This window comes from Ruegeria sp. BF10, from assembly GCF_056538725.1.
Genome location: NZ_JBQFTR010000002.1, coordinates 517,132 through 538,543, shown reverse-complemented (window position 1 = coordinate 538,543; position 21,412 = coordinate 517,132). Strand labels below are relative to the sequence as shown.

General features: G+C 58.1%; 18 protein-coding genes. 16 read left to right on the top strand and 2 right to left on the bottom strand.

Annotated elements, in window-relative coordinates; all coding sequences use genetic code 11:
* The first annotated feature begins 95 nt into the window (after nt 1–95).
* The 15 genes from ACR0DJ_RS12295 to ACR0DJ_RS12225 all read left to right on the top strand — a co-directional run bounded on the left by ACR0DJ_RS12295 (nt 96) and on the right by ACR0DJ_RS12225 (nt 14,792).
* Nucleotides 96–1,142, top strand: a complete 1,047-nt coding sequence (locus tag ACR0DJ_RS12295; RefSeq protein WP_170346865.1) for an ABC transporter ATP-binding protein — start codon at nt 96–98, stop codon at nt 1,140–1,142.
* A gap of 75 nt (nt 1,143–1,217) precedes the next feature.
* A complete protein-coding gene (locus tag ACR0DJ_RS12290; RefSeq protein WP_425079128.1) occupies nt 1,218–2,429 on the top strand; it encodes an ABC transporter substrate-binding protein in 1,212 nt (403 codons plus the stop codon).
* A gap of 111 nt (nt 2,430–2,540) precedes the next feature.
* The gene (locus ACR0DJ_RS12285) at nt 2,541–3,518 is read left to right on the top strand and encodes a carbohydrate ABC transporter permease (protein ID WP_480686266.1); all 978 of its coding nucleotides are present in this window, start codon (nt 2,541–2,543) and stop codon (nt 3,516–3,518) included.
* A 1-nt stretch (nt 3,519) separates the two neighbouring features.
* Nucleotides 3,520–4,674 carry a carbohydrate ABC transporter permease gene (locus tag ACR0DJ_RS12280; protein ID WP_480685151.1) on the top strand — a complete coding sequence of 385 codons (1,155 nt, stop codon included), beginning with the start codon at nt 3,520–3,522 and terminating at the stop codon, nt 4,672–4,674.
* 127 nt (nt 4,675–4,801) lie between these two features.
* Nucleotides 4,802–5,332, top strand: coding sequence for an ester cyclase (locus ACR0DJ_RS12275; protein WP_480685149.1), 531 nt, complete (start codon nt 4,802–4,804; stop codon nt 5,330–5,332).
* 11 nt (nt 5,333–5,343) lie between these two features.
* Nucleotides 5,344–6,675: a histidinol dehydrogenase gene (hisD, locus tag ACR0DJ_RS12270; protein ID WP_480685148.1), complete on the top strand. Its 1,332-nt coding sequence runs from the start codon at nt 5,344–5,346 to the stop codon at nt 6,673–6,675.
* A complete protein-coding gene (locus tag ACR0DJ_RS12265) occupies nt 6,672–7,724 on the top strand; it encodes an ester cyclase (protein WP_480685146.1) in 1,053 nt (350 codons plus the stop codon). The genes hisD and ACR0DJ_RS12265 overlap by 4 nt, the downstream gene beginning before the upstream one ends.
* The gene (locus ACR0DJ_RS12260; RefSeq protein WP_480685144.1) at nt 7,724–8,488 is read left to right on the top strand and encodes an SDR family NAD(P)-dependent oxidoreductase; all 765 of its coding nucleotides are present in this window, start codon (nt 7,724–7,726) and stop codon (nt 8,486–8,488) included. The genes ACR0DJ_RS12265 and ACR0DJ_RS12260 overlap by 1 nt, the downstream gene beginning before the upstream one ends.
* Nucleotides 8,488–9,531 carry a LacI family DNA-binding transcriptional regulator gene (locus ACR0DJ_RS12255; protein WP_216597841.1) on the top strand — a complete coding sequence of 348 codons (1,044 nt, stop codon included), beginning with the start codon at nt 8,488–8,490 and terminating at the stop codon, nt 9,529–9,531. The genes ACR0DJ_RS12260 and ACR0DJ_RS12255 overlap by 1 nt, the downstream gene beginning before the upstream one ends.
* The gene (locus ACR0DJ_RS12250; RefSeq protein ID WP_480685141.1) at nt 9,528–10,517 is read left to right on the top strand and encodes a nuclear transport factor 2 family protein; all 990 of its coding nucleotides are present in this window, start codon (nt 9,528–9,530) and stop codon (nt 10,515–10,517) included. The genes ACR0DJ_RS12255 and ACR0DJ_RS12250 overlap by 4 nt, the downstream gene beginning before the upstream one ends.
* A gap of 191 nt (nt 10,518–10,708) precedes the next feature.
* A complete protein-coding gene (locus ACR0DJ_RS12245; RefSeq protein ID WP_480685139.1) occupies nt 10,709–11,674 on the top strand; it encodes a cupin domain-containing protein in 966 nt (321 codons plus the stop codon).
* On the top strand, nt 11,671–12,273 hold the full coding sequence (locus tag ACR0DJ_RS12240) for a class I SAM-dependent methyltransferase (protein WP_170346854.1): 603 nt from the start codon (nt 11,671–11,673) through the stop codon (nt 12,271–12,273). The genes ACR0DJ_RS12245 and ACR0DJ_RS12240 overlap by 4 nt, the downstream gene beginning before the upstream one ends.
* Nucleotides 12,274–12,283: 10 nt before the next feature.
* Nucleotides 12,284–13,408 (top strand): cobalamin-independent methionine synthase II family protein, encoded by a 1,125-nt coding sequence (locus ACR0DJ_RS12235; RefSeq protein WP_480685137.1) that lies wholly within the window; start codon nt 12,284–12,286, stop codon nt 13,406–13,408.
* Nucleotides 13,405–14,100: an alpha/beta fold hydrolase gene (locus tag ACR0DJ_RS12230; protein WP_480685135.1), complete on the top strand. Its 696-nt coding sequence runs from the start codon at nt 13,405–13,407 to the stop codon at nt 14,098–14,100. The genes ACR0DJ_RS12235 and ACR0DJ_RS12230 overlap by 4 nt, the downstream gene beginning before the upstream one ends.
* Nucleotides 14,097–14,792, top strand: coding sequence for an RraA family protein (locus ACR0DJ_RS12225; protein WP_480685133.1), 696 nt, complete (start codon nt 14,097–14,099; stop codon nt 14,790–14,792). Before ACR0DJ_RS12230 ends, ACR0DJ_RS12225 begins: the two co-directional genes overlap by 4 nt.
* 292 nt (nt 14,793–15,084) lie before the next feature.
* Here ACR0DJ_RS12225 and ACR0DJ_RS12220 read toward each other — a convergent pair whose 3' ends face one another.
* Complete coding sequence (locus ACR0DJ_RS12220; protein ID WP_480685132.1) at nt 15,085–18,540, bottom strand: indolepyruvate ferredoxin oxidoreductase family protein; 3,456 nt, start codon at nt 18,538–18,540, stop codon at nt 15,085–15,087.
* A gap of 127 nt (nt 18,541–18,667) precedes the next feature.
* On the opposite strand from ACR0DJ_RS12220, the gene ACR0DJ_RS12215 reads away from it, so the two are divergent.
* Nucleotides 18,668–19,135 (top strand): Lrp/AsnC family transcriptional regulator, encoded by a 468-nt coding sequence (locus ACR0DJ_RS12215; protein WP_170346849.1) that lies wholly within the window; start codon nt 18,668–18,670, stop codon nt 19,133–19,135.
* A gap of 549 nt (nt 19,136–19,684) precedes the next feature.
* Here the strand turns inward: ACR0DJ_RS12215 and ACR0DJ_RS12210 are convergent.
* Nucleotides 19,685–21,349 carry a Na/Pi cotransporter family protein gene (locus ACR0DJ_RS12210; protein WP_480685131.1) on the bottom strand — a complete coding sequence of 555 codons (1,665 nt, stop codon included), beginning with the start codon at nt 21,347–21,349 and terminating at the stop codon, nt 19,685–19,687.
* Between the last annotated feature and the right edge of the window lie 63 nt (nt 21,350–21,412).

Sequence of the window (21,412 nt, the reverse complement as noted above, 5' to 3'; positions counted from 1 at the left end):
TTTTGCATACGTATGCAAAAAAGTCTTGCCTGATTTGATACATGCGAATTACAGTTTTGCAAACGTATGCAAAACGATTCCTTGCAGGGGGCACCATGGCGGAAATTCAATTGCGGAACGTCGGCAAGCGATGGGGCTCATTCGTTGGGGTTCACAATTTCGACCTGACGATTGCAGATCGCGAGTTTCTGGTGCTGCTCGGCCCATCCGGCTGCGGCAAGACAACCACCATGCGCATGATCGCCGGCCTTGAAGACGTGACGGAGGGCGAAATCCTTGTCGACGGCAACGTGATCAATGATCTGGAGCCCAAGGACCGCGACGTGGCGATGGTGTTCCAAAGCTACGCTCTGTATCCCAACATGAACGTTTACGAGAACATCCGCTTTCCGCTGAAAGTGCGCGGTATCGACCCGGCAACCCACGACGAAAAAGTGCGCCGCGCCAGCGCGATGGTTGAACTGGACGATTTTCTGCATCGCAAGCCAGCCGAGTTGTCGGGTGGTCAGAGACAGCGTGTGGCACTTGCGCGTGCCATCGTTCGCGAACCCAACGTGTTCCTGATGGACGAGCCGTTGTCCAATCTGGACGCCAAGCTGCGGGTTTCCACCCGGGCCCAGATCAAGAACCTGAGCCATGAGCTGGCCGTCACCACCATTTACGTCACCCACGACCAGATCGAGGCCATGACCCTTGCCGACCGCGTCGTCGTGATGAAACAGGGCGTGGTTCAGCAGGTCGGAAGCCCGACCGAAATCTATGACCGTCCCGCGAATACGTTCGTCGCCAGCTTCATCGGTTCACCTGCAATGAATTTGATGGATGGCGAAGTTGCCGGCGGAATTTTCCGCGCCGAGCATGTCGAAATTGCTGTGGACGCACCGGATGGCCCAATGACACTGGGCTTCAGGGCCGAAGATGCCAGCCTTGCCGATGGCAAAGGTCAGATCACCGCTCCGATCTATACGCTGGAATTGCTGGGCGACGCGACCATGATCTCGGTTCGGGTCGGCGGAGCTCTGGTTTCGGTGAAAGCAGACAAAGCATTCCGCGCCGAGATTGGCGAAACGGTCTCGTTCTCTGTGCCGACGGAAATCTGTCACCTCTTCGAAGCTGGAAGCGGTGCGCGGATCGGGGGCTGACCCCACAAACGGCCCGCAAGGGCATAACGCCGGTCCGGACGTCGACGACGGACCGATCCTGACAGGGAGAAACCTATGAAACTCAAGACGATCCTCATGGCCGGTGCCATGTCCATCGCCGCCACCGGCGCGTGGGCAGATTGCGCCTTTGAAAACGATGTGCCGCTAAAATCACTGTCCGCCGGTTTTGAAGCCTGGAAGGCGGTCACCGATGCGATGGCAGAATGCGGCAATTTCAGCGCATCGCTGGATCAGGAATTCCGCGAAAAGCAACCCGAAGCATTTGCTGCGGATCCCGCACTTTATCAGATTGGCGGTGTATCGAACGCGACCCTGGTGCCGTTGCTGAACGCAGGCACGATCCGTCCGCTGGATGATCTGGTTGAAAAATACGGTCAGGATTTGCTGCCCAACCAGTTGATCAAGGTCGATGGCAAGACCATGGCCATTGCGATGATGGTGAATGCGCAGCACCTGATGTATCGCGATGATGTTCTGGCTGAGCTGGGCATCGAAGAACCAAAAACCTATGATGACGTCCTGGCCGCGGCTGCCAAGATCAAGGAAGCCGGTGTCATGGACTATCCCATTGGTGGGACGTTCAAGACCGGTTGGAACCTCGGCCAGGAATTCGTCAACATGTACCTTGGCGAAGGCGGCTCGTTCTTTGGCGATGGCAACATGCCCGCGATCAACAACGAACAGGGCGTTGCGGCACTTGAGACATTGAAAGCCATGACCGAGTACATGGATCCGGAATATCTGGTTTCTGACTCGACCTATGTTCAGCAACAGTTCCAGCAGGGCAAGATCGCCATGGCGAACCTTTGGGCCAGCCGTGCAGCCGCGATGAATGACGAGGCCGAAAGCCAGGTCGTTGGCAAAGTCACCATGGCAGCCGCTCCTATGGGTTCGGCAGCGCCGGCAACCACCATCTGGTGGGATGGCATCGTTCTGGCGTCGAACATGAGCGACGAAGAAGCAGATGCCGCTTTCCGCGTCGCGCTTGAGGGCATGGACAGCGAGATGGTCAGCGCAAACAACGACGTCGCTGTTTGGCTGAGCCCTGCCTATTCAGCGGGTGCTTTGGCGGCAGGAGCAGCAGCTTCGGCTGAAGCGGGTGCAAAGGCGTACCCGGCATCTGGCCCGATGGGCATCATGCACACTGCCCTGGGCAACGGTCTGGCCGACTACCTGACCGGCGCCAAGGATGCTCAGACAACGCTGGCTGATATCGAGGCGGATTACATCACTGCCGCGAAAGAAGCAGGTCTGATCAGCAACTGATCCTCCCGTGGGAGGGCTACGGCCCTCCCGCCCCTTCCCCTCGAGAGTCATGAGAAAGGCAGAGCCATGAATTTCCGGACATTTGCCGCGTTTGTCGGCCCCTCTGTCTTTATGATGCTTCTCTTCATCGCGTTCCCGTTGATCAGCGTGTTCAAGCAGAGTTTCTATGTAACCCAGCCAATCTATGAGACTGTCGAAAAGGAAACCTGCACGCCCGGTTTCCTGACGCAGACCTGCGTGACCGAGATGGTTTCGCAGCCAAAGCTCGACGAACATGGCGAGGTCATTACCCAAACCCAATATGTCGGCTTGCAAAGCTATCGCAACGTGTTGGAGCCTGAACGCGCATGGCGCGCCATAAGCGACGGCAGTTGGCATGTGCTGTCTACGATCAACTTCTGGAAGGCGCTTCGGTTCACCTTGACCTTCACCTTGATCACTCTGCCGCTGGTGGTCGGGTGCGGGCTTGGAATAGCAATCCTGATAAACAATGCCGCGCGGTCCATCCGCGGGCCTGTGATCTTTGTGTCCCTGCTGCCCTTCATCATCACACCCGTGATCGGTGTGCTGTCGATCAACTGGCTGTTTCGGGGCGACGGCATCCTGACCGCTATGATGGAATGGTGGCTGAACCGGGACATCGCCTTGTTCGCCCAAGCCTGGACCATCGAGTTACTGATGATGCTCTACCGCGTCTGGCACGTGGCACCCTTTGCCGCCATTGTCTTCTATGCCGGGCTGCAAACGGTCAATCAGGACAGCCTGGAAAGTGCCGTGATTGACGGTGCGACCCGATGGCAGCGCCTGAAATACATCGTCATTCCACACCTGATGCCGCTGATCATCTTCGTGTCGATGATCCACCTGATGGACAGCTACCGCGTGTTCGAAGAGATCGTCGGTTTTTCAAGCCAGGGCTACGTCATCTCGCTGCAATGGCTGACCTTCGACTATCTGACGCCGGATCAGGCCGGCAACCGGTCGATCAGCCGGGCGTCCGCCAACTCGATGCTGACCATGATCGGTGTCGTCATCCTGCTTATCCTGCCGCTGCGCCGAACGTGGCGCGACCATAAAGGAGGTCACTGACATGTCCTCGCGTGCGCTTCGCCAGCCCTTCAGCCTGCGGTTGACCTCGAACATCTTCCTTGCGCTCTGGTGCCTGATCGCGGCCTTCCCGATCTTCTGGATCGTGGTGATGAGCTTCAAATCACCCGTTGATGCGTTCGACGGCAACGCGCTGAACGTGATCTTCGGGCCGGCCACGCTGAGCGTCGGAAAGGGCTTGTCACTGCTGGATATCATCCTGGGCATCGCGGTCATCTGGGGCACGATCCTCGTGGCGACCAGAACGTTACCTTCAATGGTCAGGTCCTACACCAAGCCCGGACAGGAATGGTTCGGCTGGCTGATCGGTGTTCTGGCCGTGCTGGTGGGTTTCCTGCTGGTGTTCTTCGTCGTCCTGCCTGCACTCCTGAATGTGTTGAACCCCCTGTTTGGCCCTCTGGGACGGGATGTGCTTGGTCTGACGACCGAGCATTACAAAACCGTCTGGATCGACCGGGGCTTTTCGAACAACTTCAAGAATTCGCTGATTGTCACAACGGGCGTGGTGACCGTGTCGCTGACCGTGGGCACGTTGGCAGGCTACGGTCTGGCCCGGTCAGGGTCGACTTTGGCCTTCTGGATCCTGATCGTTGCACTGGTGTTCCGAGCCCTGCCACACTCGGTTCTGGTGGCGGGCTATCTGCCGGTTTTCATCAACTCGGCCGAATGGCTCAGCCCGATCCTGGGGGAAAACGCACCAACCCTGTACGGCAAACCCTTCGCTGTGATCGCGGTGCTGGTCGCGATCAATCAGCCCTTCACGATCTGGATGCTACGCTCGTTCTTCCAGAACATCCCGGCCGAATTGGACGAGGCCGCCCGCGTGGATGGGTGCAGCCACTTTCAGGCCTTCCGCCGTGTCATCATGCCGGTGATGTGGCCGGGTGTCATAACCACAGGGCTGTTCAGCTTCCTGCTGGCGTACAACGATTTTCTGGTCACCGCGCTGCTGCTTGATGCGCAGAACCAGACCATGGTTCCCGCCATCGTCGGCATGTTCAACCGCGAGACCACGACAACCGATCAGGTCGTTGCGGTTGCCGCTGCCGTGTCGATCACCGCGCCACTGATCTTCCTTGTCCTGATCTTCCAGCGCCAGATTGTCAGCGGTCTGACAGCCGGGGCGGTGAAAGGCTGATGAGCAAGAACGCCCGACATAACGCCATGTCGCGCCACCCGGCGCTGAACAGGATGCCAAGGGACTTTCTGAGCATTGGGGCCGCACGTCCCAATCCCTTCCCTCGGCAACCTGAAAGGATAGAAAGATGAAAGGTTCCCGTCCCGAACAAGCGGTTCTGACCCGCGACACGGACATGAGCAAAACCGACGACACGCGCCGCGTGATCGAAACAATGGTGGATGGTCTGAATGACCACCGCATCGATGACATCGGTGAATTCTTCGCCGAAGGTTTTCGCTGGATGGGCAATCAGGGCTGCGGCACCAAGACCGGCCTGCAAGAGTTTCAGGACAATTGGCAGCGCCCGTTTCAAGCCGCGTTTTCGGATAAGGTCTGCGTTGACGAAGCGCGCCTTTACATGGGTGAATGGGCCGCCGCGTTTGGCCGTCAGGAAGCCACGCATTCCGGCGAGTTTCTGGGCATCGCCCCCACGGGCAGGCGTGTCGAGATCAGGTACATGGACTTCTGGAAAGTGGTCAACGGCAAGATCGTCGACAACTGGGTGAATGTCGACTTTGCCCACGTTGCGGCTCAGCTGGGCGTGGACCTGTTCAACGGCGAAGGCTGGGAAGCATTTGACCGGGGCGAGAAGACTCCGCCCCGGCCGGAAAACTGAGGATTGGAAAGATGGCAATCGAGTATCTTAAACGCGGCAAATCCGATGCGGATCGGGCAGAGGATGATGCCAAGACCCGTGCCGTGGTTGAGGCGACGCTGAAAGACATCGAAACCCGTGGGGATGCCGCGGTGCGTGCGTTGAGTGAGAAGTTCGACAACTACTCGCCAGCCTCGTTCCGCCTGAGCCAGCGGGAAATTGATGACCTGATCGGGCAATTGTCCGATCGTGAGCTGGCCGATATCAAGTTCGCGCAGGAACAGGTGCGCAACTTTGCGCAGGCGCAGCGGGATTCAATGCTGGACATCGAGGTCGAAACCCTGCCCGGCGTCATTCTGGGGCATAAGAACATCCCGGTGCAATCGGTTGGATGCTACGTTCCTGGCGGCAAGTTCCCGATGGTCGCCTCGGCGCATATGTCGGTAGCGACCGCCTCGGTGGCAGGGGTGCCGCGCATCATCGCATGCACGCCTCCGTTTCAGGGCAAACCCAACGCGGCGGTGATTGCCGCCATGCACTTGGGTGGCGCGCATGAGATCTATGTCATGGGCGGCATTCAGGCCATCGGAGCCATGGCATTGGGCACCGAGACGATCGATCCCGTTCACATGCTTGTTGGTCCCGGCAACGCCTTTGTCGCGGAAGCCAAACGTCAGTTGTTCGGTCGTGTCGGGATCGATCTTTTTGCAGGGCCGACCGAAACGATGGTCATTGCCGACGAAACCGCCGCAGATGCCGAGCTGTGCGCAACCGATCTTCTGGGGCAGGCCGAGCATGGATACAACAGCCCCTGCGTTCTGCTGACCAACTCACGCAATCTGGCCAATGACACCATGACCGAGGTCGACCGGCTGCTGGGCATCCTGCCAACCGCGGATACCGCAAAGGTGTCGTGGGACGAATATGGTGAGGTGATCGTTTGCGACACTTATGATGAGATGCTGCAGGTTGCCGATGACATCGCCTCGGAACACGTGCAGGTGATGACCGACCGAGACGACTGGTTCCTTGAAAACATGACCTGCTATGGGGCGTTGTTCCTTGGGCCGCGCACCAATGTTTCGAACGGGGACAAGGTGATTGGCACCAACCACACGCTGCCGACCAAGAAGGCCGGGCGATACACGGGTGGTCTTTGGGTTGGTAAATACCTGAAGACGCACAGCTATCAAAAGGTTCTGACCGATGAGGCCGCAACGCTGATCGGCGAGTATGGTTCGCGCCTGTGCATGCTCGAAGGGTTCGTTGGTCACGCTGAACAGTGCAACCTTCGTGTGCGCCGATATGGCGGAATCAATGTTCCCTACGGTGCGCCGGCGCCTTACCGGGACGCTGCTGAATGAGTGACAAACACACGCATCACAAAGCCCTGATCGAACCGCTCAGGGCTGCGATGTACGATTTCGATGAGGCGGGCGTACGTCGGGCTTTCGCGGATATCACGTCACCGGATGCCGTGTTCCATCTGTGTCATCCCTTTGGGGACAGCATCGGCAGTGATGCTTTCTATGACACTGGCTACAAAGACTTGCTGGCGGCCTGGCCCGATCTTGAACGGCGCGATTACATCGTCATGGCCGGCCCGGATGAGTTCGGCGCAGATTGGATCGGATGTGGTGGCTATTACACCGGTGTTTTCACCGGCCCCTGGCTGGACATCCCACCGACGGGTCATCAGGTTACGATGCGGTTTCATGAATTCTACCGCTTTGAAAACGGCAAGATCGTCGAGATGCAGGCCCTGTGGGACATCCCCGAAGTCATGATGCAGGCGAATGCCTGGCCGATGGCACCCAGCCTGGGCCGGGAATGGCACGTACCGGGACCTGCCACCCAGGACGGGTTTGTGCCTGGCCCTTATGATGAAGCCAAGGGCAAACTGACCTGCCAGCACATCATCGACATGCTGGAGCATCTCAAGAAACACCCGTCCCAAGGTGGCCCCGAAGTGATGGAGATGGAACGGTTCTGGCACCCGCGCATGAACTGGTACGGCCCTTCGGGCATCGGCACCGGGCGCGGGTATGCAGGGTTCCGCAACTGGCACCAGATCCCGTTCCTGAACGGAATGCCGGATCGAGGGCAGTTTGTGGACGACATCACCTATCACTTTTTCGGGGATGGGGATTACGCGGCCGTGACGGGCTGGCCCAACATGATCCAGACCGTCACCGATGATGGCTGGATGGGCATCGCTCCGTCAGGCAAGAAGATCACCATGCGCAGCCTCGATTTCTGGCGTTTGGAAAACAGCAGGATCCGGGAAAACTGGGTGCTGGTTGATTTGCTGGATGCCTACCGGCAGCTTGGCGTTGACGTTTTTGCCCGCCTGCGGGAATTCAACAAGGCCCGGAATATGGGCCGCATTGAAATACCGGATGGAATGAGCTGATGACGGAATTGCCACGCACCCCTTCGTTTTCCCTGAACGGGAAATCCGCCCTCGTTACCGGAGCCTCGTCTGGCATCGGTCAGGGCTGTGCAGTGGCTTTGGCCGAGGCGGGTGCACATGTTGTTTGCGCGGCCAGAGGGGCGGATCGGTTGAATGAGACAGTATCCGCTCTGAAAGAGAAGGGATGGTCTGCCGAAGCGCTTGTGATGGATCAGGGTGATCTGCGCGCATTGGAACAGCTTTTTGCATCGCGCTGCTTTGATATCGTGGTGAATTCGGCGGGGATCGCGCGCCACAGCCCGGCCATCGAAACCACGCCCGATGACTTCGATGTTGTCACCAATGTCAATTTGCGTTCCGCCTATTTCCTGTCCGCCTACGCCGCCCGCGCTTTGATCAAGGCAGCAAAGCCGGGATCGATCATCCACATCTCCAGCCAGATGGGGCATGTCGGCGGGGTCGACCGGGCGCTTTACTGTGCGACCAAACATGGGCTGGAAGGCATGGTCAAATCCATGGCCATCGAATGGGGCAAACACGGCATTCGGATCAACACGGTCTGCCCGACTTTCATCAGAACGCCGCTGACCCAATCCACATTCGACAATCCTGAACGTGCCGCGTGGATCATGGAAAAGATCAAGCTGAACCGGGTCGGAGAAGTCGAAGACATCATGGGCGCGGTGCGGTATCTCGCGTCAGACGCCTCTGCTCTGGTCACCGGTACTTCGATGTTGATTGACGGGGGTTGGACGGCAGATTGATGGCGGAAAAAGTTACATCCCTTCAGGTCGCCCAACTGGCTGGTGTCAGCCAGTCCGCCGTCAGCCGCGTATTCACGCCCGGCGCCTCGGTCAGCAAAAAGACCGAGGAGAAAGTGCGCAAAGCCGCCGCTGAACTGGGCTATCGTCCAAACGTTCTGGCCCGCGCCATGGTGTCCGGGAAAAGCCGGATTATCGGTTTGGTGGTGGGCTACCTTGATAACTATTTTTATCCGGAAGCGCTCGAGAAGCTGTCAAACGCCCTTCAGGAGCAAGGCTATCACGTGCTGATCTTCATGGCCTCACGATCGGCCGGGAACATCGACGATGTGATGGAAGAGATTCTCGATTACCAGGTGGATGGCGTCATCCTGGCCTCGGTGCCCATGTCGTCGGATATCGCCATGCGCTGCCAACAGGCCGGGGTGCCAGTGGTGCTGTTCAACCGCAGCCAGGACATCGAGGGCATCACCACGGTCACGTCCGACAACTATGCCGGGGGCCGCAAAGTCGCGGAATTTCTGCTAGCCGGTGGGCACCAACGGATTGCCTATATCGCAGGTTGGCAAGGGGCCTCGACGCAGCGGGACCGCGAAGCCGGGTATCGCGCCGCACTGGCCGAGGCCGGGCAGGAACTGTTTGCCCACGAAGTAGGGGAGTTTCACACGGAAAACGCCCGTACAGCAGCCCGTCGGATGTTCGATGTCGCCCCTGAACGACGGCCGGATGCCGTATTTGTGGCCAATGATCACATGGCATTGGCGGCGATGGATGTGATCCGTTTTGAACTTGGCCTGCGCGTCCCCGAGGATGTCTCGGTCGTGGGCTATGACGACGTGCCGCCGGCCGGTTGGCCAGCTTACAATTTGACGACGATCCGGCAGCGGGCCAACCTTATGGTGGCCGAAACCGTTGCCGCCCTTTTCGAACATATCGACACCCCGGCGAAAGCCGAACCGCGCAAAGTGGCCATTGATGGACCACTGGTTGTGCGGACCTCGGCTCGATTGCCCAAGGGATGGGCCCCTCAAAGGACAGAGACATGAAAGGCTTCGATCCGAAATTCCGGGATTTTCCGGATTACATCATCGGCATCACCAAGGAGATCTGGGAAGACAGGGGGATCGCCACGCTGCATGAGTATTACAGCGATGACATCGTGGTCCGTTCACCCGGCTCGGTTGTTTTGGGCAATCAGAATGTCATTGGGGCCACAATGGCAACGCTGGCCGAGTTTCCGGACCGGCAGTTGCTGGGCGAAGACGTGATCTGGTCCGGCACACCGGAAGAAGGCATGCTGAGCTCTCACCGCATCATTTCAACGGCCACGCATTTGGCCGAGGGCGTCTATGGCAAGCCCACCGGCACCAAGCTGCGTTACCGGATTCTTGCGGATTGCCACGCCATCGACAATCAGATCAACGATGAATGGCTGATCCGCGATCAGGGCGCGATTGTGCGCCAGATGGGCTGGGATCCCAAGGAATACGCCGCCGATCTGATTGCCCGGGAAGGCGGCAAGGAAAACTGCGTCAAACCCCTGACCCCCGAAATCGATCAGCCTGGTCCCTACAAAGGTCGCGGCAACGAGAATGAATGGGGGCAGCGCTACGCCGACATTCTGACGCGGATCATGAACGCAGATATGGGCGTGATCGGTTCAGAATATGACCGCGCTGTTCAGTCAGAATATGTGGGCGGCGTAACAGGGCATGGCCGGGATGCTGTCGACCGTTTCTGGATGGGTCTGCGGGCGAGTTTTCCGAATGCAGAATTCAAGATCGAGCATCAGATCGGGCGAGATGACCCTGATATGCCTTCGCGCGCGGCCATTCGCTGGAGCCTTTGGGGCAAGCATGACGGCTGGGGTGTGTTCGGGGCGCCGACTGGTGCACAGGTTTATGTCCTCGGGATCAGCCACGCTGAATTCGGCGCGCTTATAACGGGGCAGCCGCAGTTGCGCCGTGAATACACCCTGTTCGATGAAACCTCGGTCTGGAAGCAGATCCTGTTGCAGAACGGCGAGGTCTGAGTGGGCCGCCCGGTCTCATATCGCATCCTGTCGGGCGGTCTGTCCGAGCCGCGGGCCATTCGGCGTTTCCATATGTACCGTCAAAGCCTGAGGGCGCGGCGACTGAACCTGCGCCCGCCCGGAAAGCAAGGGCGTGTCCTGTTTGGGCACACGAGCTTTCTTTCCAAAAACGTAATATCGGATCCTACGTCATGACAAAATCACCCATCCCTTCCCGCATCGTCCGCTATGGCGAGCTTCAACCCTGTAAAACCGCTTTCATCGATGCCCATACTCCCGGCAGCGATCAGAAAGAGAATTTCACGATAATCGGCGGCGGCGTCTCGGAATCTCCGGACCAGCATGTCCACATCACCGACAAGATCGGCTTCAACATCGGAGCGGCCGGGCAGCCGCCGAAATGCCGCAACTCACTGCACAGCCACACCACGGCCGAGGTCTTTTTCGTTGCCAAGGGTCGTTGGCGGTTTTTCTGGGGCCGCTATGGCACGGCCGGGGAATTCATCGCCGAGGAAGGGGACATCTTCAACATTCCAACCGGGATTTTCCGGGGCTTTGAGAATGTCGGACAGGATTACGGAATGATCATGTCGATCCTGGGCGGAGACGATGCGGGCGGCGGCGTCACATGGGCGCCTCAGGTGATCGAAGATGCGCAGGCACATGGTCTGATGCTGGGCGACAATGGCGTTCTGTACGACTCCAAACTGGGCCAGGACCTGCCCCATAATGTCCGCCCGATGCCTGTGCTGACCGAAGAACAACTGAAAAGCTATCCCGAAGTTCCTGTCGAGGACGTGGTTGGCAAATTCGTTGCGCGGTATTGGGATCTGATGGCGTTGTCGGCCAATAAGCCGGCAAAGGTGATTGGCGAAAACGCGTTGATCAAGGACAAACCCGGATTCGAGGTCGATTTTCTGGGGCGCGGGTCCGCGGTGACGCAACCGATCGCTGCCGAGAAACCAGTGGTTCTGATGCCGGCCAGCGGTCACTGGCGTGTTGCGATCGACGGGTACGAGACAACAATCTCGGTGGGCGACACGGCCTTGGTTCTTCCCGGCGAAACCTACGGCATTCAACCGTCGATGACCGGACAGGCGGGCCTGTACCGCATCACCGCAACCGATGACCCGGCAGGAGCGACCTGGACAGGATGAACGCGGACCCGAATGACACCCACGCGGTTTATGAACGGCAGGCCACCGAATATGACAGGCGCCGTTCCAAGGCCCTGTTCGAAGCGCGCTGGCTGGCGCGCTTCACGGCCAGCCTGAAACCGGGTGACCGCGTATTGGACTTGGGCTGTGGTTCGGGCGACCCCATCGCCCGGTGGTTCATGGCCGAAGGATTTGATGTAACAGGCATCGATTTTTCCGACGCAATGCTTGCCATTGCACGCGACCGTTGGCCCGATGGGGACTGGCGCAACGCGGATATGCGGAACTTTGAACTGGATCAACAGTTCGACGGCATCATCGCCTGGAACAGCTTTTTCCACCTTACGGCGGATGAGCAGAAAGACTGTATCGCCCGGATGGCGCGCCATTTGCGGCCCAAGGGAATGCTCATGCTGACCGTCGGACCTCGTGCCGGAGAGGTCAGCGGCACAGTCGGATCAGAGCTTGTCTACCACGCCTCGCTGTCCCCGGCCGGTTACGCCGGGTGTCTCGAGGAAAACGGGCTGCAAATGACCGGATACCTGGCCGAAGACCCAGAAGCCCAAAGCCACACGATCCTGATGGCACGAAAAATTTAAGGAGGTCCCCATGACCGTAAAAACAACACATGTTGGCTCTCTGCCCCGAACGCAGGACGTCGTGGATTTTATTTTTGCCCGCGAAAACGATGAACCCTATGACACAGGCGCCTTTGATGCCTGCATGGCCAACGCCGTGGCCGAAACGGTGCGCAAACAGGTCGAAGCCGGTGTTGATATCGTCAGCGACGGCGAAACTTCGAAAATCTCCTATGCGACCTATGTCAAGGATCGCTACACCGGGTTTTCGGGCGACAGCCCTCGTAACGCGCCGGCAGACTTGAAAATGTTCCCCGGCTTTCTGCAAAGACTGGCCGATGACGGCGGTACGCCACAATACGCAAGGCCGATGTGCACGGGTGAGGTGCGATCAAAAGGGCAAGGCGAGTTGCAAAAGGACATCGCCAACCTCAAGGCGGCCATGGCGCGGCACGGGGCCGAGCGCGGTTTCATGAATGCCGCGTCTCCCGGAGTGATCTCGCTGTTTTTGCAGAATGATTTCTACCCAACGCGCGAGGCCTACCTGGCGGCGTTGGCCGACGCGATGAAAGAAGAATATGAAACCATCGTCGCCGCCGGTTTGGACCTGCAACTGGATTGCCCCGATCTCGCCTTGTCGCGCCACATGCTGTTCACCGACCTGTCGGATGAGGCGTTCATCAAGATTGCTAACATGCATGTCGAGGCCCTGAACCACGCGCTTCAGAACGTCCCGCAGGATCGCGTACGGGTACATATATGCTGGGGCAACTACGAAGGCCCGCATTGCTGTGACATCGCCATGGACAAGGTCTTCAACACCCTGATGGCGACCAAGTCGCGCTATGTCCTGTTCGAAACGTCCAATCCGCGGCATGCCCATGAATGGACAGTGTTCCGGGACCGCAAGGCCGAGATTCCCGATGACAAGGTTCTGGTGCCCGGCGTGGTCGACACCACGACCAATTTCGTCGAACATCCCGAACTTGTGGCCCAACGGATTGACCGGTTCACGGAAATCGTGGGGCCGGACCGGGTGATCGCGGGCAGCGATTGCGGCTTTGGCACTTTTGCGGGATTCGGCGCCGTCGATCCCCAGATCGCCTATGCCAAGCTGGCGGCGTTGTCCGAAGGGGCAAAGCTGGCCTCGGCATGAAACCTCTGATTTTGTTGCCGGGCATGATGTGTGATGCCCGGCTTTTTGGCCCCCAGATCAATGCTCTGTCGGGCAGAATGCCGGTGATGACCTTTCCGTTGTCTCACCACGACAGCATAGAGGCCATGGCCCGGGATATCCTTGGAAATGCACCGCCGGTTTTCACGCTGGCCGGGTTGTCCATGGGGGGTATCGTGGCGATGGAAGTCACGCGCCAAGCCCCCGAACGTGTTTCGCATCTGGCTTTGCTTGACACCAATCCACTGGCTGAAACGCCAGAGATAAAAGCGCGTCGAACGCCGCAGATGTCCGCCGTGCGCAACGGCCAGCTGAGGACCGTGATGCGTGACGAGATGAAGCCCGGTTATCTGGCTGACGGACCGAACCGGGGGGCGATCCTGGATCTGTGCATGGCAATGGCCACCGACCTGGGCCCTGACGTTTTCATACGTCAGTCCAAGGCACTTATGAACCGACCGGACCAAAGCAAGACTCTGACGGCTTATACCGGAAGGGCTCTGGTTTTGTGCGGGCGTGAAGATCGGCTTTGCCCTGTTGAACGCCACCGACTTATGCATGACCTGCTGCCACGAAGCGCGCTTGAGATCATCGGCGACGCGGGCCATCTCCCGACATTGGAACAACCTGAAAAAACAACAGCGGCGCTGTCCCGCTGGCTGGAGGACACATGACACCGTCCCTTTTGTCTTTGCTTCGCAAGGTCGATACGCCAACTGTCTGCAATGCCATCGAGGTGGCACAGGGCAGGCGTGGGTTCGACAGGTTCACGCGTGGCACCATGCTAAGCTCGGCCCCCGAAGGGCCTGCCATCGTCGGCTATGCGCGCACTGCCAAGATCGCTGCAGTCAATCCCCCGACCGAGCCGCCCGAAGTCATCAAAGCCCGACGTATGGCCTATTACAAGTACATGGCCGAGGCACCGGGCCCTTCAATCGCCGTTGTCGAGGATCTGGATTATCCCGAATGCATCGGCGCTTATTGGGGTGAGATCAATACGACGGTTCACAAGGGTTTCGGCATGTCGGGTGCTCTGACCAATGGTGTCATGCGGGATCTGGGGGATTTGCCCCAAGGGTTCCCGGTTGTCGCTGGTTCCATCGGACCGAGCCACGGTTTCGTCCACATCCGCGAGATTGACACTCAAGTTTCGGTTTTTGGTCTGACAGTTGAGCCCGGTGATCTTGTTCACGCCGATCGTCATGGCGCATTGGTCATACCGAATGATGTCGTCGATCAATTGGAAGGTGCCATCCAAAAGCTTTTGGCGACAGAACGTATTGTTCTGGACGCAGCCCGCGAGCCTGCGTTTGATTTCGAAGCATTCGAAACCGCCTGGGCCGCCTTTGAAAAAGCAAGGGTCTGATCGCAGGGGTCGGAGACAACGAAAGCCGGCTGGGTGAAAAGCACCCACAGGTCCCTTGCTCGTCAACCCAGAGCAAGACAGTCTCTGCCAACGCAATGCCCGTGACGAAGGGTTACCCACATCTGACTGTCCGGTGGCGGCGTCGCGCCGCTGCCGGTGGCGTCCGAATGTGATCAGAATTATGTCGCGCCATTATGCAGACAGCAGCCCATTTCATTGGGATGTGCGGGGGTTCAGATCCGTTCAGCCCCGCCTGAAATCCGCGTTTCCGGACAGGTTCCGGAAAGAACATTCAAGCCTTGTGAGAAGCGGCGCCCTGCGCATCCCTTCGCTGTTCTCCGATCACGTTCAACATTGCATCTACATCCGCGCGTACGGTTTGTGTTGCCGCTTCGCGCACCGGGCCAAAGCCGCGGATATCCAGCGGGGCTGACAGGATTTTCAGGCAGGTTTCCGTCTCGAGGTCCGTGTCTTCGACGCGATCCAGGACACCCAGAAACCAGGCCAGGGTTTCGTTTTCAAGCTTGCGGTCCCTTGAAAACCGGAACGGATCAAGCCAGCCGCCGCGAAGCCTGCGTGCACGCGAAAGGAGCCTCAGAACGGGGGTCATCCAACCACCATAGCTTCGCTTGCGCGGCCGTCCGCGTGCATCCTTCTGACCACCTAAAACCGGAGGGGCGAGGTGGTATTTGATCCGAAAATCCCCCTCGAACTCGGACCGCAGTTGTTTCTCGAATTGTTGCGATGTCAGCAGCCGGGCAACCTCGTATTCGTCCTTGATTGCCATGAGGCGAAACAGGGATTTTGCCGCAAGCGAAAGCGCTTCCTCGCGAATCTGGTCAGGCAGTGCTGCGGACAGACGGGCCAGGCGATCCCGGTACTGTTGCGCATAAGCGTCATCGTGATAGGTTGCCAATTCGTCGGACCGGTAATCGATTATCTGCTGCGCCGATTCTTGCGAGAAGCTCTTTTCCTTCGCATTCAGCATCTGTGGGTTTGCTGCGATCACCCGCCCGAGATCAAAGGCCCTTATGTTGGCCTCGACCGCGGTTCCATTGAGCTTGATCGCCTGTTTGATCGCAACTTCACTGATCGGAATGTTCCCCAACTGCCATGCGACACCAAACAGCAAGGTATTGGCAAAGACCGAATCCCCCAGCAAATCCACGGCCAATTGGTTTGCATCCAAACCGAAGACATTTTCTTCGCCGACGGTCCAGCGTATCAACGCTTCTCGTTCATCGACCTTGAGCTGGGCATCGCGGTGCAGAACAAGATCGCCTGTTGGCATTTCCGCACGGTTCAGCACGACTTTTGTGCCCTTGCGATAGTGAACCGAGGCTTTGGGCGCCGAAGACACGACCACGTCACACCCAATGACAGCATCGGCGCTTTTGGCCTCAATTCGGACCTGATTGATTTCTTCGGGCGTGCGGGCAATGCGAACATAGCCGACAACCGTACCGAATTTCTGGGCGAACCCGGTAAAATCCAGCACGCTGGCGCCTTTGCCTTCCAAATGCGCCGCCATCGTCAGAACGGCGCCCACCGTTACGACACCGGTACCACCGACCCCACCGACCAGAAGATCGTACGGCGCGTGCAGGTCAGGAAGCTGCGGGTCGGGAACCTTGGCAAGAAGCGACGGGATATCCAGTTTCTGCTTGGGTTCTTTTCGCCGCATCGCCCCTTCCACCGTAATGAAACTGGGGCAAAACCCGTTCAGGCAGGAATAGTCCTTGTTGCACGAGTTCAGGTTGACCTTTCGCTTGCGGCCCAATGGGGTTTCCAATGGTTCAATACTCAGACAGTTGCTTTCGACAGAGCAATCGCCACAGCCTTCGCACACCGCGGGGTTGATGAACGCAAACCGCTTGGGGTCTTCTGTTTTGCCACGCTTGCGGCGACGGCGTTTCTCGGTGGCGCAGGTCTGCTCGTAGATCAAAACCGTTACACCTTGGATGTCACGCAGCTCGCGCTGCACGGCATCCATCTCTTCCCGGGGGTGAAAGCTGGTTCGTGCCGGAAAATCGCCGGAATCGAACTTTGTTATATCGTCTGAAACCAAGGCGATCCGGTCCACACCTTCTGCGCGACAGGTCTGGGCGATCCCGGAAACGCTGATAGGGCCATCAACAGGCTGCCCCCCCGTCATTGCCACTGCGTCATTGTAGAGGATCTTGTAGGTGATGTTCGTGCCCGCCGCCACGGCCTGGCGAATGGCAAGCGACCCGGAATGATACCAGGTACCCTCGCCAAGGTTTTGAAAGATATGTTTGTTGCCATTGAATTTCGAGGCAACAACATGCGGCACACCCTCGCCGCCCATCTGCGCATAACCGACCGTGTTGCGATTCATCCAACTTGCCATCACGTGACAGCCGATGCCTGACGCAGCCGTGCTTCCATCCGGGACTTTGGTGGATGTGTTGTGGGGACAACCCGAGCAAAAATACGGAGCCCTGACCGCACCTGGAACATTAAGCACGGATGGCGGTTCGTCCGTCAGCGCCTTCGCCTTTTCCAGGAATCCCTCTTCCGGAAAAAAACGGTCGAGTCGCTCTGCAACGACCGGAATCAGGTTCGACGGGCTCAACTCTCCGGTCCAGGGAATCAACGGATCGCCTGCTGCGCGGTGTTTTCCGACCATCTTTTCGGGTTTGTCCCCCGGCCAGTCATAGAAATATTCCTTGAACTGGCTTTCGATGATCCCGCGTTTTTCCTCGACGACCAGAACCTCTTTTTTGCCACGGACAAAAGACAGCGCATCGCGCCGCGCCAAAGGCCAAACCATCCCGACCTTGTAGATGTCGATGCCCAAACGGCGGCATCCGCTTTCGTCCAGCCCCAGAAGACGCAGCGCTTCCATCAGGTCCAGATGGCTTTTGCCCGTTGTAACAATCCCGAATGGGGCATCCTTGATGTCATAGATGCGCCGGTCGATCGGGTTGGCTTCGACAAAAGCCTCGACCGCCCGCAACTTGTGTTCGATCCGCGTCTCGATGGCCGGGCTTGGCAAATCGGCGCTGCGCACGTGCAAGCCGCCCGACGGCAGATCTATTTCCGGCATGGTAAATGCACGGTCCGGTCTCAACTGCACAGATTGCCCGCTTTCCACGGTTTCCGAAATCGCCTTGAACCCGACCCAGGTGCCTGAATACCGGCTCAGCGCGATCCCGTATTCACCGAATTCCAGGTATTCAGCCACGTTGGCCGGATTCAGCGTTGGCATGAACCAGGTCATGAAGGCGACGTCGGACTGATGCGGCATTGAAGAAGACACGCAGCCATGATCGTCACCCGCGACAACCAGAACCCCGCCCTTCGGCGACGAGCCATAGGCATTGCCATGGCGCAGCGCGTCCCCTGAACGGTCAACTCCGGGGCCCTTCCCGTACCACATCGAAAACACGCCCTCGACCTCACAATCGGGATCCAGCGAAGCCTGCTGGGCACCAAGAACCGCTGTGGCACCGAGGTCTTCGTTTACGGCCGGCATGAATGTGATCCTGGCCGCCTCGGTTTCCTCTTTCGCTCGCCACAGCTCCAGATCCAGACCACCAAGGGGGGACCCCCGATATCCGGAAATGAACCCAGCCGTGTTGTTTCCTGCTGCTGCGTCCCTGCGGGCCTGGTCCAACATGATGCGCACCAGAGCTTGCGTTCCCGTCAGGAAAACACGACCCTCCGAGGCTTTGTATCGGTCCGACAGGGCGTAAGTATCGAATTTCAGGGACTGGTCAGTCATGGGTGCCTCGCCTTTTCTGGGTATTTTACCGGAATCCTTTGAGGAATCTGTTCTAGCTTCCCGCCATTTCCGGATGTTTTTGAAAAATCCTCTCTTCTTTTGTCGCGATATGGGGTATTTTTCTCGGATGCTTCTCGACTCACGTGACTGCCAACTTCTCGCGCTGCTACAGAATGATTGCCGCATCTCAAACGCTGACCTTGCTGAACGGGTGGGCATGTCATCTTCTGCCTGCTGGCGTCGAGTCCGCGCGTTTGAAGAGGCCGGCCTGATTTCGCAGTACCGGGCCGAATTGTCGCCTGAACATGCCGGGCTTTCGTTTCAGGCCCTGGTGCATGTTCATCTGACCCGGCACAATCCGGAACATCTGGAGCAGTTCATCGCAGCGATCGAGAAGCGCCCGGAAGTCATGGAGTGCTACGCAACGACCGGGCAGGCGGACTACCACATGCGGGTGATCTGCAAGGATATCGGGGCTTACAACGTTTTCCTGGAAGAATTCCTGTTTCGCCTGCCGGCGGTGGAAAGCGCGCAAACAAATGTTGTTCTGCGCGAAATCAAACGCAGCAACGCCCTGCCCATACCTTCCTTATGATATCGGTTCCCGAGGGTACTTGCCGTCTGGCATCGGCTTTGTTGCAAAACTCTGCACGCACCAAGCGAAAGATCCATTCGAACAGGTTCCGAAGCGACGATGAGGCCCGCGAAACCCCACGGCGTCGCCGTTCATTGGATTTTTCCCGGATCAGGTTTGGGAACGCCCCCAAAAAACCGTCGCCAGCTTCATCATCAAGGCAGGTAAAACGTGGTTGCCGTTTCGACCGCAACGTTTTGGATTCCGCCTTCTGCGCCGCGCTCTGGTCTGTTCGATCGGGCCCCCGAAGAACTGGCCTCGACTGTGGAACGAACCGGTTCACCGGAATCGAGGTGATCTCCTGCCCCGCGCCCTGGACGGACGCTTTTCTCGACGCCGAACAGCCTCAAAACCGAGCTTCGAAACTGAGGCCACTTTTTTGCTTCGAACTTCGTTTTTCCTGTTTTCTTTTCCCGTGCTTGCATCGGGTCCGGCTCCTGTTCGCTGCCGTCATCCCGAGTGTAGCATCGTTCCTTTTCTTTTTCAGATTTTTGTCAGAGAACCTTCCGGCTATTTCGCAATTTCGTCGATCAGCCGCGTCTCGAGAAGCTGGCCATTCTGGTACAGCACCGGGTACGCAATAGATGCGATATGGCTGTTGAACTCCCGGAACGCCCGCAAGGTCTCAAGATGAATATCACTGGTTTCGAAACTCTCGCGTGACCCGTGCTGCAATCGGCGCAGATGTCGTTTACGGCTTTCACGTTCCACCCGTTTGATTTCGGTCTTCTCAAGGCTCAGCAGGCGCGCGCTTTCCAGATCGTCCGAGATAAGCACGTTTGATGCCAGCTTCATGTTGGCCAGAATGCCCTCGTGCATCTGAACAAGTTCCGACCAGCCTTCCTGCGAAAAGCTCGAGCCTTTGGCCCGCATTTCACCCGCCAACACGGTCAAGCGTTTGGCCACGACATCACCGGCCGTCTCCAGCCGGATAGCGAATTCCATAAGGTCGCGCGCGGATTTTTCATCCTTTTTTTCGTATACATCCGGTGGAATCGCCGAAACGAATGCCCTGATCCCGGACAGGCAATTGTTCACGTCCTCGTCGATGGCTTGCACCGCTCGAATCTGTTGTTTGTCGCCACTGCGATACAATTCCAGACAAGGCCGGAACATGGTTTCGACAAGGTCGCTCATCCGCAGCAGCTCTCGCTTGAGGCTTGGCAGGGCTTGGCTGGGATTGGCCACATTGCCTATGTCCAATGCGCTGGCCGGTCGTGCCGGTTGCGGAACCAGTTCTTGCTTCTGAACCGGCAAGAACCTTTCGAACAGATCTTTCAACTTCCCGCAAAATGGCAAGGCCAGAAGCAGCAGTGACAGGTTGAACAAAACATGCACATTGACCAGCATCTGCCCGCCTTGCGGGTCTCCTAACAACCCGGTACGCAGAGCCATGTTGGCCGCAAACAAACTCAGCAAGGCCCAACTGCCACGCAATGCCAGGTTGGCATAGGGAATGCGCCGGGCCTGGACTGGCATGGCACGGGTGAGCCAGACCGGAATGAAGGCAGAGCCGAAATTCGCGCCAAATACCAAAGACATCCCGGCGGCAAACGGGATCGCTCCGATCTGAACAAGGGTCACACACATGAGGATGGCCGCCACCGAGGAATGCATGATGAAAGCCAAGGCGCCCCCGACCAAAAACGCGGTGATGTAATCGCGCGCCAGATAATCCGCCACCGCGGGCAGAAACGCGCTGTCCCGAATGGGATCCATCGCCTCGCGAAGGAACCGAAGCGAGATCAGGATAAAGGCCACACCCATCAGGATGCGCCCCAGCTGCCGCGTCTTCTTGGCTTCGGTCTTTACGAACAGATACCCCCCAACCGCCAACAGCATAGGAACAAGCCAGTCCAGCCGGAACGAAAGGATCTGGATGATAAGTGCCGAACCCAGATCGCCACCAAGTACAATCGCAAGGCCGGCAGGAAAACTGAGCATTCCACTGGCCGCAAATCCAGAGGTCAACAGAGCAACAGCCGCCGAGCTTTGCAGCACGACCGCCATCGTCAACCCGACCACCGAGGCCTGAAGGTAACTGCGCTGTTGGGTCATTACCCGCTGGAACGACGCGCCATAGCTGCGCTCGATCCCGGTTCGCACCATACGAACCGCGTAAAGCAGCAGCATCGTGGCCCCGGCAAGGCTGATAAGGAAGCTGACAATTGCCATACTCTACCCCGTTATTCTTTTTGGCCCAGCTTGTCGCAGCGCGTTGTATTGTTCATGTTACCG